This window comes from Streptomyces sp. ADMS (assembly GCF_033441795.1).
GTDB lineage: Bacteria > Actinomycetota > Actinomycetes > Streptomycetales > Streptomycetaceae > Streptomyces.
Window position 1 is genome coordinate 40,328 of the sequence record NZ_JAVFVX010000031.1, and the last position, 15,245, is coordinate 55,572.

Genomic DNA, 15,245 nt, shown 5'->3' on the forward strand with positions numbered 1-15,245 from the left:
ACGATGGCCGCTCATCGGTTGACACACAGGCGGCCTGCACGGCGGCACGAACAGGGGTTCAGGTGGACATCGCGGGCAGAGGACGGCTGCGGCTCCCCGTGGCGCTGTTGGGCACCTGGGGGCTGACCCGACTCCTCCTGCTGCTGTTCGTGTTCAAGGTGTTCGTCTTCCCGGGCCCGGACGTCACGAGCGACGTCTCGGTGATCTACCACGGCTGGTACGAGGTGCTGCGCCACGGCACCTACCCGCTGGGCGACGTCACCTGGCAGTACCCGCCCGCCGCCGCCCTCGCGATCCTCTCCCCCGGCGCCCTGCCCTTCCTGGACTACGCGACGGCGTTCTTCCTCCTGGCCCTCCTCGCCGACCTGGCCGTCCTGTCCCTCCTCCTCCACGCGGGCGTGCGCCCCGGCCGGACGTTGCGCGGCGCCTGGGTGTGGGTGGTGGGCGTACCGCTGCTGGGCCCGACGGTGTACGCCCGGTACGACGTGATGGTGACCGCCGTGGCGGTGGCCGCGCTGCTCGCGGGCGGCCGGCATCCGCGCCTGATGGGCGCCCTGGCGGGCTTCGGGGCGCTGCTGAAGGTCTGGCCCGTGCTGCTGCTCGTGGGGGCCGTACGGCGGCGGGCGTGGGCCGCGGCGGCCGTCACGGTGGCCGCGCTGGCGTCGCTGTTCGCGGTGGCCATGCCCGGCGCCTTCGCCTTCCTGACCTTCCAGGGCGACCGGGGCACCGAGGTGGAGTCGCTGGGCGCCCTCGTCTTCCATGTCGGCCGGCACTTCGGCTGGGAGGGCCGGGTGGCGCTGAACTACGGATCGATCGAATTCCTGGGCCCGTTCGTGAAGACGGTGAGCACGGTGGCGCTGCTGCTGGCCGTGGTCGCCTTCGGCTGGCTGCTGCTTTGGCGGCTGCGCGCCACCCGGTTCCTTCCGCACACCCTGGCGGACGCGGCCTTCGTGGCCGTGCTGCTGTTCACGGTGACCAGCCGGGTCATCAGCCCCCAGTACATGGTGTGGCTGGTCGGCCTGGCCGCCGTCTGCCTCTGCTTCCGCGCCGGCCGTATGACCCTGCCCGCCACCCTGGTCGTCGTCGCCTGCCTGGTGACGGTCCTGGAGTTCCCCATCGGCTTCGGACACGTGGTCGCCAGCGACGCCTACGGCATCACTCTCCTGTTCACCCGCAACGGCCTCCTGGTCGTCGCGGCCCTGACGGCGGCCCTGGAGCTGTGGCGCACGACGGTCCCGCCCCGGGCACCGCTGCCGCCCCTCCCCGGTCAGGCCACCCGCGCCAAGGAGAATCAGCCGAGCTGAGCGCGGAGATAGTCCCGCCACAGCACCGTGAACTCCTGCGGCGTCGTCCCCAGCACGTCCGCCATCGCCCCCTCGACGGCCCCCGCCCGCTTCCCGTGCGCCCCCACCGCCCGGTAGAACTCACCGAGCCGCACCTCGCCCCATTGGCCGGCGATCAGCCGGCACGCCAGCCAGCCGCCCTCGTACGCCTGGGCCAGCTTCGCGGCGTCCCCGCCGAAGCCGAAGTCCGCGTCCCCGGGAAGCGCGTCCGGTATCCCGCCCGCGGTCACGGCGCGGGCCAGTTCGGGCGCCGCCTGGACGGCCGTACGGCCGGTGGACCGGTAACCGACCCAGTCCGCGTACCCCTCGGAGAGCCACAGGGGGGTGGCGGAGTTGGTGGCGCCACGGGTCGCCACGTGTGTGGTCTCGTGGGTGAGCACGACCTGCTTGCCGAAGTCCCCGAGCACGCCGTACGCCTCGGGGTTGACGATGATCCGGTCCGCGGGCGCCTTCGCCGAACCTCCCACCTCCCCGGTGGTGACCGCCGCGATCCCCCGGTACGCGGAGGCCGGCGACCCGAGCAGCCCCGCCATCCCCTCCAGCGACTTCGGTACCAGGACGACGACCCGCTTCGTCCACGCCCCGCCCCACGCCTGCGTCACCGCAGGCACGGCCCGGTCGGCGAGCCCCGCGTACCGGCGCAGGGCCTCCGGTGACTGCCCGACCCCCAGAACGAGGCTGTGCGTGCCGCGTACGGCCCGTACGGTCCCCAGGTCCCACAGCTGCCGGCCGGCCTTCCGCGCGGGCTCGTCGGCGTCGACGTACCACTGCCCGCCGTCCCGCTCGGTGAGGCGCAGCGTCCGCCCGGCTTTCATGGGTGCCTTGTCGATGCCCGCGACGCGATAGCTCAGTTCCACGTCCGCGGTGGCCCCGTCGCCGTCGGTGCGGTGCAGGGCGGTCAGGCGGTACGACCAGGCCGCCAGTGGGAGCGCGCGCAGCCGCGTGAACTCCGCCGGCGCGCCGGTGCGCGCGTACGCCGGTCCGTCACCGGCGAGGACCGCGGCGGCCCGCCGGTCCAGCAGCCGTCGTACGTCGGCGGACGCGGTGTCGGTCCCCGGCCGGCCGTCGCCGCACGCGACGAGGGAGGCGAGGGGGACGGGCAGCAGACAGAGGGCCACGACCCGGACCCGCCACGCACCCCACGCACGCCTTCGACCAGCCACGCCGACGATCGTACGGGCCGACTGTCGGGAAGTCAGGAAGGGGGACGCTCCGGACGGACAGACCCCGCTCAGACCCTGGTGACCGACGAGACGGGCATCATGCCCACCGGGTCATAACGCACCGGCGCGCCCGGATAGGGGGCGTGGATCACCTGGCCGTTGCCCACGTACATCCCGACGTGACTGGCATCGGACCGGTAGGTGACCAGGTCACCGGGCTGCGCCTGGGAGAGCGGGACCTGCTGCCCGGCGTGACGCTGGGCCTGCGAGGTGCGCGGCAGGGAGACCCCGGCCTTGGCGTACGACCACTGCATCAGGCCCGAACAGTCGAACCCGGAGGGCCCGTTGGAACCCCAGACGTACGGGCTGCCCAGCGCCGCCCGGGCCGCGGCGACGGCGGTTGCCGCACGGGCGCTCGGCGCGGCGGCGTTGCCGGGGTCGGGCAGGTCGGCGCGGTCGGAACGGGAGGCCCGGTCGTAGGCGGCGCGGTCGGCGGTCGGCAGCGAGTTGAGCAGCGCCCGCGCCTTCGCCAGCTTCCGTTCGACGGTCTTCTTGTGCGCGGCGACCGCCTTGCGGCTCCGGTCGAGCTCGGTGAGCCTGCCGGTGGCCTCCGTGCGCTCCTGGGCGATTTCACGCATGGCCGCCTGGAGTTCCCTCAGCTCACCGGCCTGGTGGGCGTTGATCCGGTCGAGCGCGGCGGCCTTCTCCAGGTACTCGTCAGGGTCGTCGGAGAACAGCAGCGCGAGCGAGGGGTCCATGCCCCCGGCCCGGTACTGGGCGCCCGCGAGCGAACCGAGCGCCTCCCGCATGGTGTTGATGCGCTGCTGCTGCCGGGCGATCCGGTCCTGCGCCCGGGTCACCTGCTCGCGCAGTGTGTCGGCGCGCTCGTCGGCCCGGTTGTAGGACTCGGTGGCCTTCTCGGCCTCCGCGTAGAGCCGGTCCACCTCGGCCCGGGTGTGGTCGGTCGGCGAGGCGGTGGCCGAGGGCACGGCGGCGCCCAGGGCGGCCGCGGCGGCGGACAGCACGGTGAGAGCGGCGCCCGCGGCGCTGCCCCGGTCGAACCCGGACGGTGCAAGGCGGCGATGGAACCCCACGAGAAGCCGCACTCCTTCCGCTGGCGGACGCATGCCCCCGGTGTTGGGGGCGCCGCAGACAGTAGCCGTGCGACTGTGCGCGAGCCAAAGACCTCGACGGCCACACACAGTGACGCCCCGCCTATGACGCAGGTCATAGGCGGGGCGTGGGGCCAGCGGAAGGTATCGGGATTCGCCCGTTCGGGCGTCAACGTGTCCTGATCTTGAGCACACCCGGAAGGAGTACGACGATCCGATCCGGCGAAGAGAGGATCAGATCCGTACGCCGAACTGGTACGGCATGTTGTCGATCGACTCGTACCGCACGACCGTGCCGCTGCGCGGCGCGTGCAGGACCTGGCCGTTGCCGGCGTAGAAGCCGACGTGGTGCAGGTCGCCGTAGAAGATCACCAGGTCGCCGACCTGGAGATCGCTCTGCGAGTAGATGCGCGTACCCGCGTTGGCCTGCGCCTGCGAAGTCCGGGGGATGGTGATGCCGGCCTGGGCGAACGCCCACGAGGTGAGACCCGAGCAGTCGAAGGAGCTGGGGCCCGAGGCGCCGTAGACGTACGGCGAGCCGATCACGCTCTGGGCGGCGGCGTACGCGGAACTCGCGCGGCCCGTGGCGGGCGCGCTGGGACCGTCGAGGACGGTGCGCTCGCTGGCCCGGCTGGCGCGGGCCTCGGCGGCGGCCAGGGCCGCCTTCTCCGCGGCCGTCATCGAGTTGAGCAGCTTCTGCGCCTCGGCGAGCTTGCCCTGGACTTCCTTCTTCTTCTTGGCCAGCTCGCTGCGGGTGTCCGCGAGGTCCTGGAGTTTCTCGGTGGCCTCGGACCGCTGCTGGGCGAGCGAACGCTGCTTCTCCGTGACCTTCTTGAGCGTCTCGACCTGCTGACTGCTCAGCTGGTCCATCGTGGACGCCTTGTCGAGGTAGTCGTCCGGGTCGGCGGAGAGGAAGAGCTGCACGGACGGGTCGATGCTGCCGGTGCGGTACTGGGCGGCTGCGGCGAGTCCGAGACTGTCGCGCAGCTCGTTGAGCTCTCCCTGGCCGCGGGCGACGTTGTCCTGGAGAGTGGAGATCTCCTTCTCCAGCTTGCCCTGCTTCTCCTCGGCCCCGTTGAGCTTCTCGGTGGCCTGCTCCGCCTGCTCGTAGAGCTTGTCGACCTTGGTCTTGACCTCGTCCTTGCTCGGCTTCTCGCTCGGCGCGGCGTTGGCGGCGTTGGCGCTGAGGGCCACGGCGGCAGCCGCGGCGGTGGTGAGCACGGTCACACGGGTGCGGCTCGGCTGCTTCGGTCGACGATGGGACGCCACGGAGGCGAACTCCTTCTTCTCCCGCTGTCACTCCCTTTGAGTGATCACCCGAGCGGAGGTTCGAGGCCTGACCCTAGTGACCTTCCCGTGATCACTTCAAATCCTGGCATGAAAAATGTTTGTCACCCATCGCATTTTTTACACACAACACACATACAGCAATGCTCGATTGACGCTACGTTGCGTGACACTTCCGTCAATTCGGTCATTACGCCCGTATGTTGTCAGCCTCGCGAGAACCGCTTCAGCAGCACCACCGAAGCCACCGGCCGCGCACCCGCCTTGGCGATCCCGTCGGCCACCTCGCGGTCCGTCGACACGACGATGACCGGCCGGCCGGGCGGTTCCGCGCGCACCAGCAGACGGATCAACTCGTCGGCGGTGACACCGGGCTTGGAGAACAGCACCCGCACCCCGCGCGGCGGCGCCAGCAGCACCGGAGCGGCCAGCTCCGCCCCGTCGAAGACACAGGTCACCTCGGCCCCGGTCTGCGCGGCGAGCTGCGACAACTGCCCCAGCAGCCTGAGGCGCTGCTTCTCCAACGGCATCTGCGGATAGCCGGTCTTGGTCACGTTGTAGCCGTCGACGACCAGATGCGCCTGCGGCAGCGCGAGCAGCTGGTCGAGAATCGCCGGGTCGTTCTCGGACAGCGCACGGGCGGCGATGTCCTTCGGCGTCATCCTGCCCGGCTCGACCGCGTCCACGGTCTCGGCCGGCCGCACCGACACCGGCGGCAGCGCCAGCTCCCGCCGCAGCCCCTGAGCCGCGTCGAGCACGGTGTCCAGGAGCAGCCGTACGCGCATGTCCTCGACGCTGCGCCCCTCCCGGGCGGCGCGTCTGCTGGCCTCCAGCGCGGCCTCGACCTCGCTCAGCCGCCCCTTCAGCCGCCGCGCCTCGCTCTCGGCCGCGGAAACCTGCGTGTGCCCCTCGGTCCGTACGGTGTCCATCTCGGCGTGCACCTTGCGCAGGGCCGCCTCACCGCGCTTGACGTCACTGAGGGCGGCGCGCAGTTTGCGGTGCAGCGATTCGGCTTCCTTCCTGGCCGACTCCAGCTCCGTACGCAGCCGCTCGGTCTCGGTACGGGTCTGGTCGCGGGCGGTGGTCAGCTCCTCGCGCAGCCGCTCCAGTTCGGCCCGGCTCTCCTCGTCGGCGCGCTCGGCGTCGGCCCGCTGCGCCTCCTCGCCGGCCGCGGCGACGAGCTTGACCCAGCCCGCGGGCCGCAGTACATAGGCCGCGGCGGCCACGTCGAGGGGATCTGCGGCCGGGGGCGGCGAACCGGCGTCGAGAGCACCCGCCAGCTCCGGCTGCGCCTCCCGGAGCTTCTCCCCGATGCGCTGCCGGAACAGCGCGTCGGTCTCCAGCGCGGCGGCCATGGCGTTACCGGCGAACTTGGCCCGCCGGTTGGGCGCGAACCGCGCGTACTGCCGCAGCTGGGCGGGCAGTTCGGCAACGGTCAGCCCGCCGAACCCGTCGGAGACGATCTGCACGACGCGCCTGCGCACGCCGTCGGGCAGCGGGCGGTCGAGCACCTCGGCGGCGCCGTCGCCCGGCCCCCCGCCTGTGGTCTCCACCATCCGTCACCCCAATTCCTGAGCGGGGCCCTCCCCCACTCCCGACTTCGCTCGTCAGGAGCCGGCGCCCGGCCTGTCCACGAGTTCCACCTGATCCACGGCGTTGCACCAACGGCAGCGCACCGACTCGATGGTCTCACTGACCACCTCGCGCTCCTCCACGTTCGGCGCTCCCGCCAGGTCGAGGTGCACGTACTCCACCACCTTGGAGGAGCGGGTCACGTCGAAGCGTGTGAGGTTGCCGCAGAGAGCACAGCGCCACCGGGTCGTGTCGGTCGGCAGAGGAACCGTCATCGTGGATATGTTCGCTTTCCTTCTAGTGTCCGTGCTGCGCCAGATTCCCTGGAGCGTGTGGCTCGTAACCCTAAGGCCTGACGGGTACCCACCGCCCGTCCGTCCACAGCGGCGAGGCGGTCTGCACTGTTCGGTCCGTTACGTCATGCTCTGTGTCCATGACCGGCGAGTTCGAAAAGTGGCGTACGGCGGCCCGCAGATCGGTCCGCGCCCAGTCGGCGCCGGTGACGTACGGGCTGATCGCCGTGTGCTGTCTGCTCTTCGTCATCGGCCCCGCCTCGGGCCTGAACCCCGGGTACGGCACGGGAGACGCCCTGATCGCCGCCCAGCGCGCCTATTTCCGTCGCTGGGGCGTGGTCCCCGCCGAACTCTTCACCGGCGCCCCCCGGGCCACGCTCACCCCCGCCACGGCGCTGTTCGTGCACGGCAGCTGGGTCCATCTGCTGGGCAACATGCTCTTCCTGTACGTCTTCGGCGCGATGACCGAGGAACGACTCGGGCACCTGGAGTTCGCCCTGTTCTACCTGGGCTGCGGCTGTCTCGCCCTGCTGGGGTACGCCGCGGCCAACGCGGGCTCGCCGCAGACGCTGGTGGGGGCGTCCGGTGCGATCTCGGCGATCCTGGGCGCCTTCCTGTACCTGTTCCCCGGCGCCCGTGTGACCAGCATCTTCCCGTTCCTGTTCTTCCTCCCGCTGCGCTTCCCGGCCTGGCTGACGCTGCCCTTCTGGGCGGCCCTGCAGTGGGTGGCGGCGGGCAGGGCGTCCTCGGGGCCCGGGGTGGCGTACCTCGCGCACGTGATCGGCTTCGGCCTCGGCTTCGTCTACGCGTGGGTGCGATATCGCCGTACCACTAGAGTGAGGCCCGCCCCAGCGACGGCCACCGAGGGAGAGAACCAGCCGTGATCACCGCGATCGTGCTCATCAAGACCAGCGTGGACCGGATCCCCGAGATCGCGGAGTCGATCGCCGCGCTGGACAGCGTGAGCGAGGTCTTCTCCGTCACCGGTACGTACGACTTGATCGCGATGGTCCGCGTCAAGGCCCACGAGGACCTGGCCGAGATCATCCCGGGCAGCATCAGCAGGATCCCGGGGGTGGAGGCGACGGACACACACGTGGCGTTCCGGACGTACTCCCAGCACGACCTGGAGGCGGCGTTCGCGATCGGCCTGGACAGCTGACCGATTCGGCCTCTCCGGCGCCTGAGGAGCCGGGGTCCGGGGGCTGAGCCCCCGGGATGGGACGGGTGGGGACGGCGGGGCGATCAAACCGCCGGAACGCACCGCCCGTCCTCGGTCCGGTACTGCCACCGCGCCCCGTCCCGCACAAGCTCCTTCACCGCACCCACGAACCGCTCGACGTGCTCGTCGGGGGTCCCGGCACCGAAGCTCACACGGATGGCGTTGAGCGACTTCTCTCCGGGGGCGGTTTCGGGGGCGCCGCACTCCCCCTGAGTCTGCGGGTCACTGCCCAGCAGGGTCCGCACCAGCGGGTGGGCGCAGAACAACCCGTCCCGCACCCCGATCCCGTACTCCGCGGAAAGCGCCGCGGCGAAGTGCGAGCTGTTCCAGCCCTCGACGACGAACGAGATGACGCCGACGCGCGGCGCCTCGTCGCCGAACAGGGAGAGAACCCTGACCTCGGGCACCTCGGCCAGCCCCGCCCGCACGATGTCGATCAGGTGCTGCTCCCGGGCGACCAGCGACTCGAAGCCGGCCTCCGCGAGGGCCCTGCAGGCGGCGGCGATCGAGTAGGCGCCGATGACGTTCGGCGACCCGGCCTCGTGCCGGGCGGCGGTGTCGTGCCACTCCACGTCCACTCCCCCGTCCGTGCGCCGCGTGACCTTGCGGCTGGCGCCGCCACCGGCGAGGTACGGGCCGGCGGCGCGCAGCCAGTCGGCGCGTCCGGCGAGGACGCCGGAACCGAAGGGCGCGTACAGCTTGTGGCCGGAGAAGGCGACCCAGTCGACGTCCAGGTCCTGCACGGAGACCGGGTGGTGCGGGGCCAGCTGGGCGGCGTCCAGGACGATCCGGGCGCCGTGCGCGTGGGCGGTGGCGGCCAGCTCCCGTACGGGCCACAGCTCGCCGGTGACGTTCGAGGCGCCGGTGACGCAGACGAGGGCCGGGCCCTGGCCCTCCTGAATGGATGCGGTGCGGGCGGCGAGGGCCTCTTGGAGGGTGGCCACCGCCTGCTGGGGGGTGCGCGGGGCGTCGAGGTAGGTGACCTGGGCGTTCTGCCAGGGCAGCAGCGAGGCGTGGTGCTCGGTCTCGAAGACGAAGACCTGGCAGCCGTCGGGGAGGGCGGCGGCGAGGAGGTTGAGGGAGTCGGTGGTGGACCGCGTGAAGATCAGCTGGTCGTCGGCGCGGCAGTCCAGGAACTCGGTGACCGTCCTGCGAGCGTTCTCGAAGAGGTCCGTCGACAGCTGGGAGAGGTAGCCGGCGCCCCGGTGCACGCTGCCGTAGTAGGGCGCGTACGCGGCCACGTCGTCCCAGACCCGCTGGAGCGCGGGGGCGCTGGCGGCGTAGTCGAGCGCCGCGTAGGTGACTTCGCCGCCGGTGACGAGCGGGACGGTGACGTCACGGCCCAGAACGGACAGCGGCCCCGAAATGTCACGGCAGACAGCCTGGCCGGCGGCAACGGTGGAGACAGACATGACGAACTCCCGTGAGAGGCAAGGGGAATCACTGTGCGAGCGGACATGGCTCAGCACAGGAAAAGGACGAAAGGGGTGCGCGGAGGCGGGGCTCGGCAGCCCTATCGCATTCGCTTGCTCACGGAAGACTCCCTCGAACGACCAGGACCCCTGGTTTCGAGAGGGGCCCGCGCTTGCCGTGAGCCTTGCTGCTCACGGCCTGGTCTTCATCCCGGGGCACCCCGCCACGGACGGAGGGTTGCCGGACAGTCGGCCGGGGCCTCATGACTGTCACTCATGACCTGGTACAGAACGTACGTGAAGTGATCGACGCCCCGCAACCCGTGTCCGGATCGCGGGACGTCCCTCAGCCGGAGACCGCTACGCGTTGCTGGCCGCCGCCCACCGCTCCAGCGTCCGCTTCGCCGCTCCGGAGTCGACGGATTCGGCGGCCTTCTCCATCCCGGCGCCGATCTGCTCGGCCAGTGCGCCCTGTCCCGGGTCCAGCGCCACCAGCGCCGCCGCCGAGTTGAGCAGCACGGCATCCCGTACGGGCCCCGTCTCGCCGTCCAGCAGCCGCCGCGCGACCGCCGCGTTGAAGGACGCGTCACCGCCGCGCAGGGCCTCCACCGGGACCAGTTCGATACCGACGTCGCGCGGGTCGAAGGTCTCCTCCGTCACCTTGCCGTCCCGGACGACCCACACCCGGGACGTGGCGGTGATCGTCAGTTCGTCGAGGCCGTCGTCGCCCCGGAACACCAGGGAGGAGTTGCCGCGTTCGGCGAAGACCCCGGCGACGATGGGCGCCATCCGGGGGTCTGCGACACCGACCGCCTGCGCCCTGACCCTGGCCGGGTTGGTCAGCGGGCCGAGGATGTTGAAGACCGTACGGATGCCCAACTGGCCGCGTGCGGCGCCCACATGACGCATCGCCGGATGGAACTTGGCCGCGAAGCAGAAGGTGATCCCGGCCTCCTCGGCCACCTCGGCCACCCGCTTCGGCGTCAGCTCCAGATTGACCCCGAGCTGTCCCAGCACGTCCGAGGCGCCGGAGGCCGAGGAGGCCGCCCGGTTGCCGTGCTTGACGACCTTGGCGCCCGTACCGGCGATGACGATCGCCGACATGGTGGAGATGTTCACGGTGTTCGCGCCGTCGCCGCCGGTGCCGACGATGTCGACGGTCGGCCCCGGCACCTCGATCACATTGGCGTGCTCGTACATCGCCTCGACGAACCCGGAGATCTCCTCGACGGTCTCGCCCTTGGCCCGCAGCGCCACCACGAATCCGGCGATCTGCGCGTCGGTCGCCTCACCGCGCATGATGAGGTTCATCGCCCAGGCGGTGTCGGCCGCGCTCAGGTCGTGGCCGTCGAGCAGACCGTTCAGCACGCGGGGCCAGGAACGGACCGCCGCGGTGTCGCCTCCGGCGGGGTTCACAGCGCTCATATGCCGCTCCTGGATCAGTCCCTGTGGGACTCCTAGTGGGAATAGGGACACCCTATCCAGCCCGGGGGCACGGTCGAAGGGCCCCGTCCGAGGTGCGGACGAGGCCCTTCGACCGTGTGTGGCGAAGCTGGGTGATCAGTGGTGGCCGTGGCCGCTCGTGATCTCCTTGTACTCCTCGGCGGTGGGCTTGGCGATCTGGCTGTCCTCGCCGTAGTACGACTTGCTGAGCTTGGCGCGCAGCTTCTCGGTGCCCTTCACCTTGCGCTCGACACCGTTCTCGTCGACCGTCGCGCCGATCACGGCCGGCGCGTACTGCTCGTGCGCGGTGAGCGTGTGCAGGGCCTCCTGGCTGAGCGGCTCGTGCACCTCGATGAACTCACCGTGCGGCAGGCGCTTGATGATGCCCGACTCGCGGCCGTGCAGCACCTTGTCCTTGTCGCGGCGCTGGAGGCCGAGGCAGATCCGCTTGGTGACGATGAACGCGATGACCGGGCCGACGAAGAACGCGATCCGCACGAACCAGGTGATCGCGTTGATCGACAGATGGAAGTGGGTGGCCCAGAGGTCGTTTCCACCACCGATCAGCAGCACCATGTACCAGGTGATCCACGCGACACCGAAGGCCGTACGCGTCGGCGCGTTGCGCGGGCGGTCCAGGATGTGGTGCTCGCGCTTGTCGCCGGTGACCCAGGACTCGATGAACGGGTAGACCGCGATCGCGACCAGGACCAGCGGGAAGATCATCAGCGGGATGAACACGCCCAGGACGAGCGTGTGGCCCCAGAAGTTGATCTCCCAGCCCGGCATGACACGGATCAGGCCCTCGGAGAAGCCCATGTACCAGTCGGGCTGCGCGCCGGTGGACACCTGGTCCGGACGGTACGGGCCGATGGACCAGATCGGGTTGATCGTGGCGATGGCCGAGATGACCGCGATGACACCGAAGACCAGGAAGAAGAAGCCTCCGGCCTTGGCCATGTAGACCGGCAGCAGCGGCATGCCGACGACGTTGTTGTTCGTCTTCCCGGGGCCCGCGAACTGCGTGTGCTTGTGGTAGAAGACCAGGATCAGGTGCGCGACCACCAGGCCGAGCATGATGCCCGGCAGCAGCAGTACGTGGACCGAGTAGAAGCGGGCCACGAAGTCGCCGCCCGGGAACTCGCCGCCGAAGAGGAAGAACGACAGGTACGTGCCCACGACCGGTACGGACAGGACTGCGCCCTGCATGAAGCGCACACCGGTGCCGGAGAGCAGGTCGTCCGGGAGCGAGTAACCGGTGAACCCGGTGAACATTCCCAGGACGAACAGCAGGAACCCGAACAGCCAGTTGACCTCACGCGGCTTGCGGAACGCACCCGTGAAGAACACGCGCATCATGTGCACGAACATGCCGGCGAGGAAGATCAGCGCCGCCCAGTGGTGGATCTGCCGGATCAGCAGACCACCGCGCACATCGAAGGAGATGTGCATGGTCGAGTTGAACGCCTCGGACATCAGCTGGCCCTGCAGCGGGATGTAGCTGCCGTGGTACTCCACCTCGTTCATCGACGGGTGGAAGAACAGCGTCAGATACACACCCGTGAGGATGATGATGATGAAGCTGTACAGGCAGACTTCACCGAGCATGAACGACCAGTGGTCGGGGAAGATCTTGCGCATGTTGGCCTTGGCCAGGGCGTAGATCCCCAGGCGGCCGTCGGCCCAGTCGGCGACACGTTCGCCGGCCGGTGCCTTCTCGCGCGACGAGCGCGCGTCGGGGTTCGTCGTAGTGCTCATCCGCGCTCCCAGAACGAAGGACCGACGGGCTCGTCGAAGTCGCCGAGCGCCTCGAGATAGCCCTCGTCGTTCACACCGATGCGCAGCTGCGGCAGGGCGTGACCGGCGGGGCCGAAGATCACCCGGGCACCGTCGGAGAGGTCGAAGGTGGACTGGTGGCAGGGGCAGAGCACATGGTGCGTCTGCTGCTCGTACAGGGAGATCGGGCAGCCGACGTGGGTGCAGATCTTCGAGTACGCCACGATGCCCTCGTGGGACCACTCGAGCTCGCGCTTGTCCTTGATGTCGTCCGGCTGGATACGGACGATCATCAGGGCGGCCTTGGCGATCTCGGTCTGGAACTCGTGGTCGTGCTCCTCCAGGCCGTCGGGCTTGGCGAAGGTGAGCGAACCGACCACGACGTCCGAGGGACGCAGCGGCTCGTTCGTGTTCATGTTGACGAGCAGCTTGCCCTTGGACCACAGGGTGTGGCGCAGCTTCGTCCCGGGCAGCGGGCCGAGGTCGCGCAGCAGCATGACGCCGGAGAGCGGGAACAGGGCCAGCGCACCGAACATCGTGTTGCGGACCAGCTTGCGCCGGCCGATCGCGGACTCCTTGGCGCCCTGCCTGAAGTCGGCCAGGACCTTCGCCTTGACCTCGGGCGGCGCCTCGATCGCGTGCCGCTCGTCGACGAGTTCCTCGTCGGACATCAGGGTGCGGGCCCAGTGGACCGCGCCGGCGCCGATCAGGAAGAGCGCCAGGCCGAGGGAGAGACCCAGCGCGAAATTCAGCGCGTTGAGGTGTCCGATCGGGAAGACATAGATCGCCTTGTCGTGCGGGATCGCCACGTAGGAGACGATGAAGGCAATAGTGGCCAGCATCGACAGCGTGAACATGAAGGCGACCGCGCGCTCGGACCGCTTGGCGGCCCGCTCGTCGATGTCCTGGACGCGGTGCTCGTGCGGCGGCAGCCCCGGGTCCGCGAACGGGTTCTTCTCGTCCGCGACGCCCACGGCACCGTGCTCGGTTTCCTGCGCGGCTGGCAGGTTCTCTTCTTGGATGTCTTGGCTACTCATGACTTCTTGGCCTTTGCGGTCCGAGCGGCGACCCAGACGGCGACCGCGATGAGCGCTCCGAGGCCGAAGATCCAGGCGAACAGGCCCTCACTGACCGGGCCGAGACCGCCCAGACCGAGGCCGCCGGGCTCCACGGTGTCCTCGCTGTTGACCGCGTCGAGGTACGCGATGATGTCCTTCTTGTTCTTCTCCGACAGCGTGGTGTCGGGGAAGGACGGCATGTTCTGCGGGCCGGTCTGCATGGCCTCGTAGATGTGCTTCGGGTCGACACCCTCAAGGTCCGGCGCGAACTTGCCGTGCGTGAGCGCACCGCCCTTGCCGGTGAAGTTGTGGCACTGGGCGCAGTTCGTGCGGAAGAGCTCGCCGCCCTTGGCGATGTCCGCGCCGTCGGGGCCGTACTGCTCCTCGGTCGGCACGGACGGACCGGAGCCCAGCGACGCGATGTACGCCGCGAGCTGGTCGATGTCGGCCTGCGAGTAGATGTTCTTCTTCTTCGGGATCTGCGCGCCCTGCGAGGTGGCGGCCGGCATACGGCCGGTCGCCACCTGGAAGTCGACCGCCGCGGCGCCCACGCCCACGAGGCTCGGACCGTCGGAGGTGCCCTGACCGCCGGTGCCGTGGCAGCTGGCGCAGCCCACCGAGTACAGCTTCTGCCCCTCGGTGATGGTGAGGGACTGGGCGGTCTCATCGGCCACTGCCTTGCTCGTGGGTGCGAGCGTGCCGTACAGCCCCCCGACGGCCGCCAGCGCGATGAGTAGGACGACGACCGCCGCCAGGGGATGGCGTCGTCGTGCGGAGAGCTTTTTCACGGATTACCCCGGTGTCAGGATCTTCAGCGTCGAGTCTTCTGGAGGTGTCGGGCGGACCCGATGTGAGGATCGGGCGAGCCGCGCTACTTGATCATGTAGATCGTGGCGAAGAGCCCGATCCAGACGACGTCGACGAAGTGCCAGTAGTAGGACACGACGATCGCGGCGGTCGCCTGCTCATGGGTGAACCTTCGCGCCGCGTACGTCCTGCCGAGGACGAACAGGAAGGCGATGAGACCGCCCGTCACGTGCAGCCCGTGGAAGCCGGTGGTCAGGTAGAACACCGAGCCGTACGGGTCGGACGAGAGCGAGAGCCCCTCGTGCTTGACCAGCTCGGTGTACTCGAGGACCTGACCGCCGATGAAGATCGCACCCATCACGAAGGTGACGATGAACCACATCCGGAGCTTCTTCACGTCACCGCGCTCGGCGGCGAACACGCCGAGCTGGCAGGTGAGGGAGGAGAGCACCAGGATCGTGGTGTTGGCCGCGGAGAACGGGAAGTTCAGGCTTGACGCCATCTCCTTCCAGTGATCCGGACCGGTCACCGATCGCAGGGTGAAGTACATCGCGAAGAGGGCCGCGAAGAACATCAGCTCGGAACTCAGCCAGATGATGGTTCCGACGCTGGTGAGGTTCGGCCGGTTGACCGACGGGTGCGCGTGCCCGGTTTCTACTGTCGTTGCTGTCGCCACGACCGACATTATGTCGGTCGCTTATCCCGCCCTCACCCCGGGGGGTGCCGTTCGGGGTGTCTGTGGGGTGTGTCCAGCCCG

The 15,245-nt window shown here is 69.8% G+C and carries 14 protein-coding genes and 1 riboswitch; of the genes, 3 read left to right on the forward strand and 11 right to left on the reverse strand.

Going from position 1 to position 15,245, the window contains the following annotated elements:
• Nucleotides 1-62 precede the first annotated feature (62 nt).
• A complete protein-coding gene (locus RB628_RS16090; RefSeq protein WP_318321108.1) occupies nucleotides 63-1,304 on the forward strand; it encodes a glycosyltransferase 87 family protein in 1,242 nt (413 codons plus the stop codon).
• Here the strand turns inward: RB628_RS16090 and RB628_RS16095 are convergent.
• The 5 genes from RB628_RS16095 to RB628_RS16115 form a co-directional block, all read right to left on the reverse strand.
• Nucleotides 1,292-2,506: a hypothetical protein gene (locus tag RB628_RS16095; protein ID WP_318321109.1), complete on the reverse strand. Its 1,215-nt coding sequence runs from the start codon at nucleotides 2,504-2,506 to the stop codon at nucleotides 1,292-1,294. The genes RB628_RS16090 and RB628_RS16095 overlap by 13 nt on opposite strands.
• 68 nt (nucleotides 2,507-2,574) lie before the next feature.
• Nucleotides 2,575-3,600, reverse strand: a complete 1,026-nt coding sequence (locus tag RB628_RS16100; RefSeq protein ID WP_318321110.1) for an NlpC/P60 family protein — start codon at nucleotides 3,598-3,600, stop codon at nucleotides 2,575-2,577.
• A 252-nt stretch (nucleotides 3,601-3,852) separates the two neighbouring features.
• Entirely contained in the window at nucleotides 3,853-4,887 is a 1,035-nt protein-coding gene (locus RB628_RS16105) for an NlpC/P60 family protein (RefSeq protein ID WP_318321111.1), read from the reverse strand.
• A 224-nt stretch (nucleotides 4,888-5,111) separates the two neighbouring features.
• Nucleotides 5,112-6,461 carry an NYN domain-containing protein gene (locus RB628_RS16110; RefSeq protein WP_318321112.1) on the reverse strand — a complete coding sequence of 450 codons (1,350 nt, stop codon included), beginning with the start codon at nucleotides 6,459-6,461 and terminating at the stop codon, nucleotides 5,112-5,114.
• A 51-nt stretch (nucleotides 6,462-6,512) separates the two neighbouring features.
• Entirely contained in the window at nucleotides 6,513-6,752 is a 240-nt protein-coding gene (locus RB628_RS16115; protein ID WP_318321113.1) for a hypothetical protein, read from the reverse strand.
• Between the two features lie 158 nt (nucleotides 6,753-6,910).
• On the opposite strand from RB628_RS16115, the gene RB628_RS16120 reads away from it, so the two are divergent.
• Both RB628_RS16120 and RB628_RS16125 read left to right on the forward strand, forming a co-directional pair.
• Entirely contained in the window at nucleotides 6,911-7,654 is a 744-nt protein-coding gene (locus tag RB628_RS16120; protein ID WP_318321114.1) for a rhomboid family intramembrane serine protease, read from the forward strand.
• Nucleotides 7,651-7,932, forward strand: a complete 282-nt coding sequence (locus RB628_RS16125; protein WP_318321115.1) for an Lrp/AsnC ligand binding domain-containing protein — start codon at nucleotides 7,651-7,653, stop codon at nucleotides 7,930-7,932. The genes RB628_RS16120 and RB628_RS16125 overlap by 4 nt, the downstream gene beginning before the upstream one ends.
• 83 nt (nucleotides 7,933-8,015) lie before the next feature.
• Here the strand turns inward: RB628_RS16125 and RB628_RS16130 are convergent, their stop codons facing one another.
• From RB628_RS16130 to RB628_RS16155, 6 genes are all read right to left on the reverse strand, one after another.
• Nucleotides 8,016-9,404: an aminotransferase class V-fold PLP-dependent enzyme gene (locus RB628_RS16130; RefSeq protein ID WP_318321116.1), complete on the reverse strand. Its 1,389-nt coding sequence runs from the start codon at nucleotides 9,402-9,404 to the stop codon at nucleotides 8,016-8,018.
• A 164-nt stretch (nucleotides 9,405-9,568) separates the two neighbouring features.
• Nucleotides 9,569-9,686, reverse strand: a riboswitch (SAM riboswitch).
• Nucleotides 9,687-9,764: 78 nt separating this feature from the next.
• The gene (trpD, locus tag RB628_RS16135; protein ID WP_318321117.1) at nucleotides 9,765-10,829 is read right to left on the reverse strand and encodes an anthranilate phosphoribosyltransferase; all 1,065 of its coding nucleotides are present in this window, start codon (nucleotides 10,827-10,829) and stop codon (nucleotides 9,765-9,767) included.
• A gap of 135 nt (nucleotides 10,830-10,964) precedes the next feature.
• The gene (locus tag RB628_RS16140; protein WP_318321118.1) at nucleotides 10,965-12,605 is read right to left on the reverse strand and encodes a ubiquinol-cytochrome c reductase cytochrome b subunit; all 1,641 of its coding nucleotides are present in this window, start codon (nucleotides 12,603-12,605) and stop codon (nucleotides 10,965-10,967) included.
• On the reverse strand, nucleotides 12,602-13,660 hold the full coding sequence (locus RB628_RS16145) for a ubiquinol-cytochrome c reductase iron-sulfur subunit (protein WP_318321119.1): 1,059 nt from the start codon (nucleotides 13,658-13,660) through the stop codon (nucleotides 12,602-12,604). The genes RB628_RS16140 and RB628_RS16145 overlap by 4 nt, the downstream gene beginning before the upstream one ends.
• Nucleotides 13,657-14,469 (reverse strand): c-type cytochrome, encoded by an 813-nt coding sequence (locus RB628_RS16150; protein WP_318321120.1) that lies wholly within the window; start codon nucleotides 14,467-14,469, stop codon nucleotides 13,657-13,659. Before RB628_RS16150 ends, RB628_RS16145 begins: the two co-directional genes overlap by 4 nt.
• Nucleotides 14,470-14,552: 83 nt before the next feature.
• Nucleotides 14,553-15,173: a heme-copper oxidase subunit III gene (locus RB628_RS16155; RefSeq protein WP_318321121.1), complete on the reverse strand. Its 621-nt coding sequence runs from the start codon at nucleotides 15,171-15,173 to the stop codon at nucleotides 14,553-14,555.
• Between the last annotated feature and the right edge of the window lie 72 nt (nucleotides 15,174-15,245).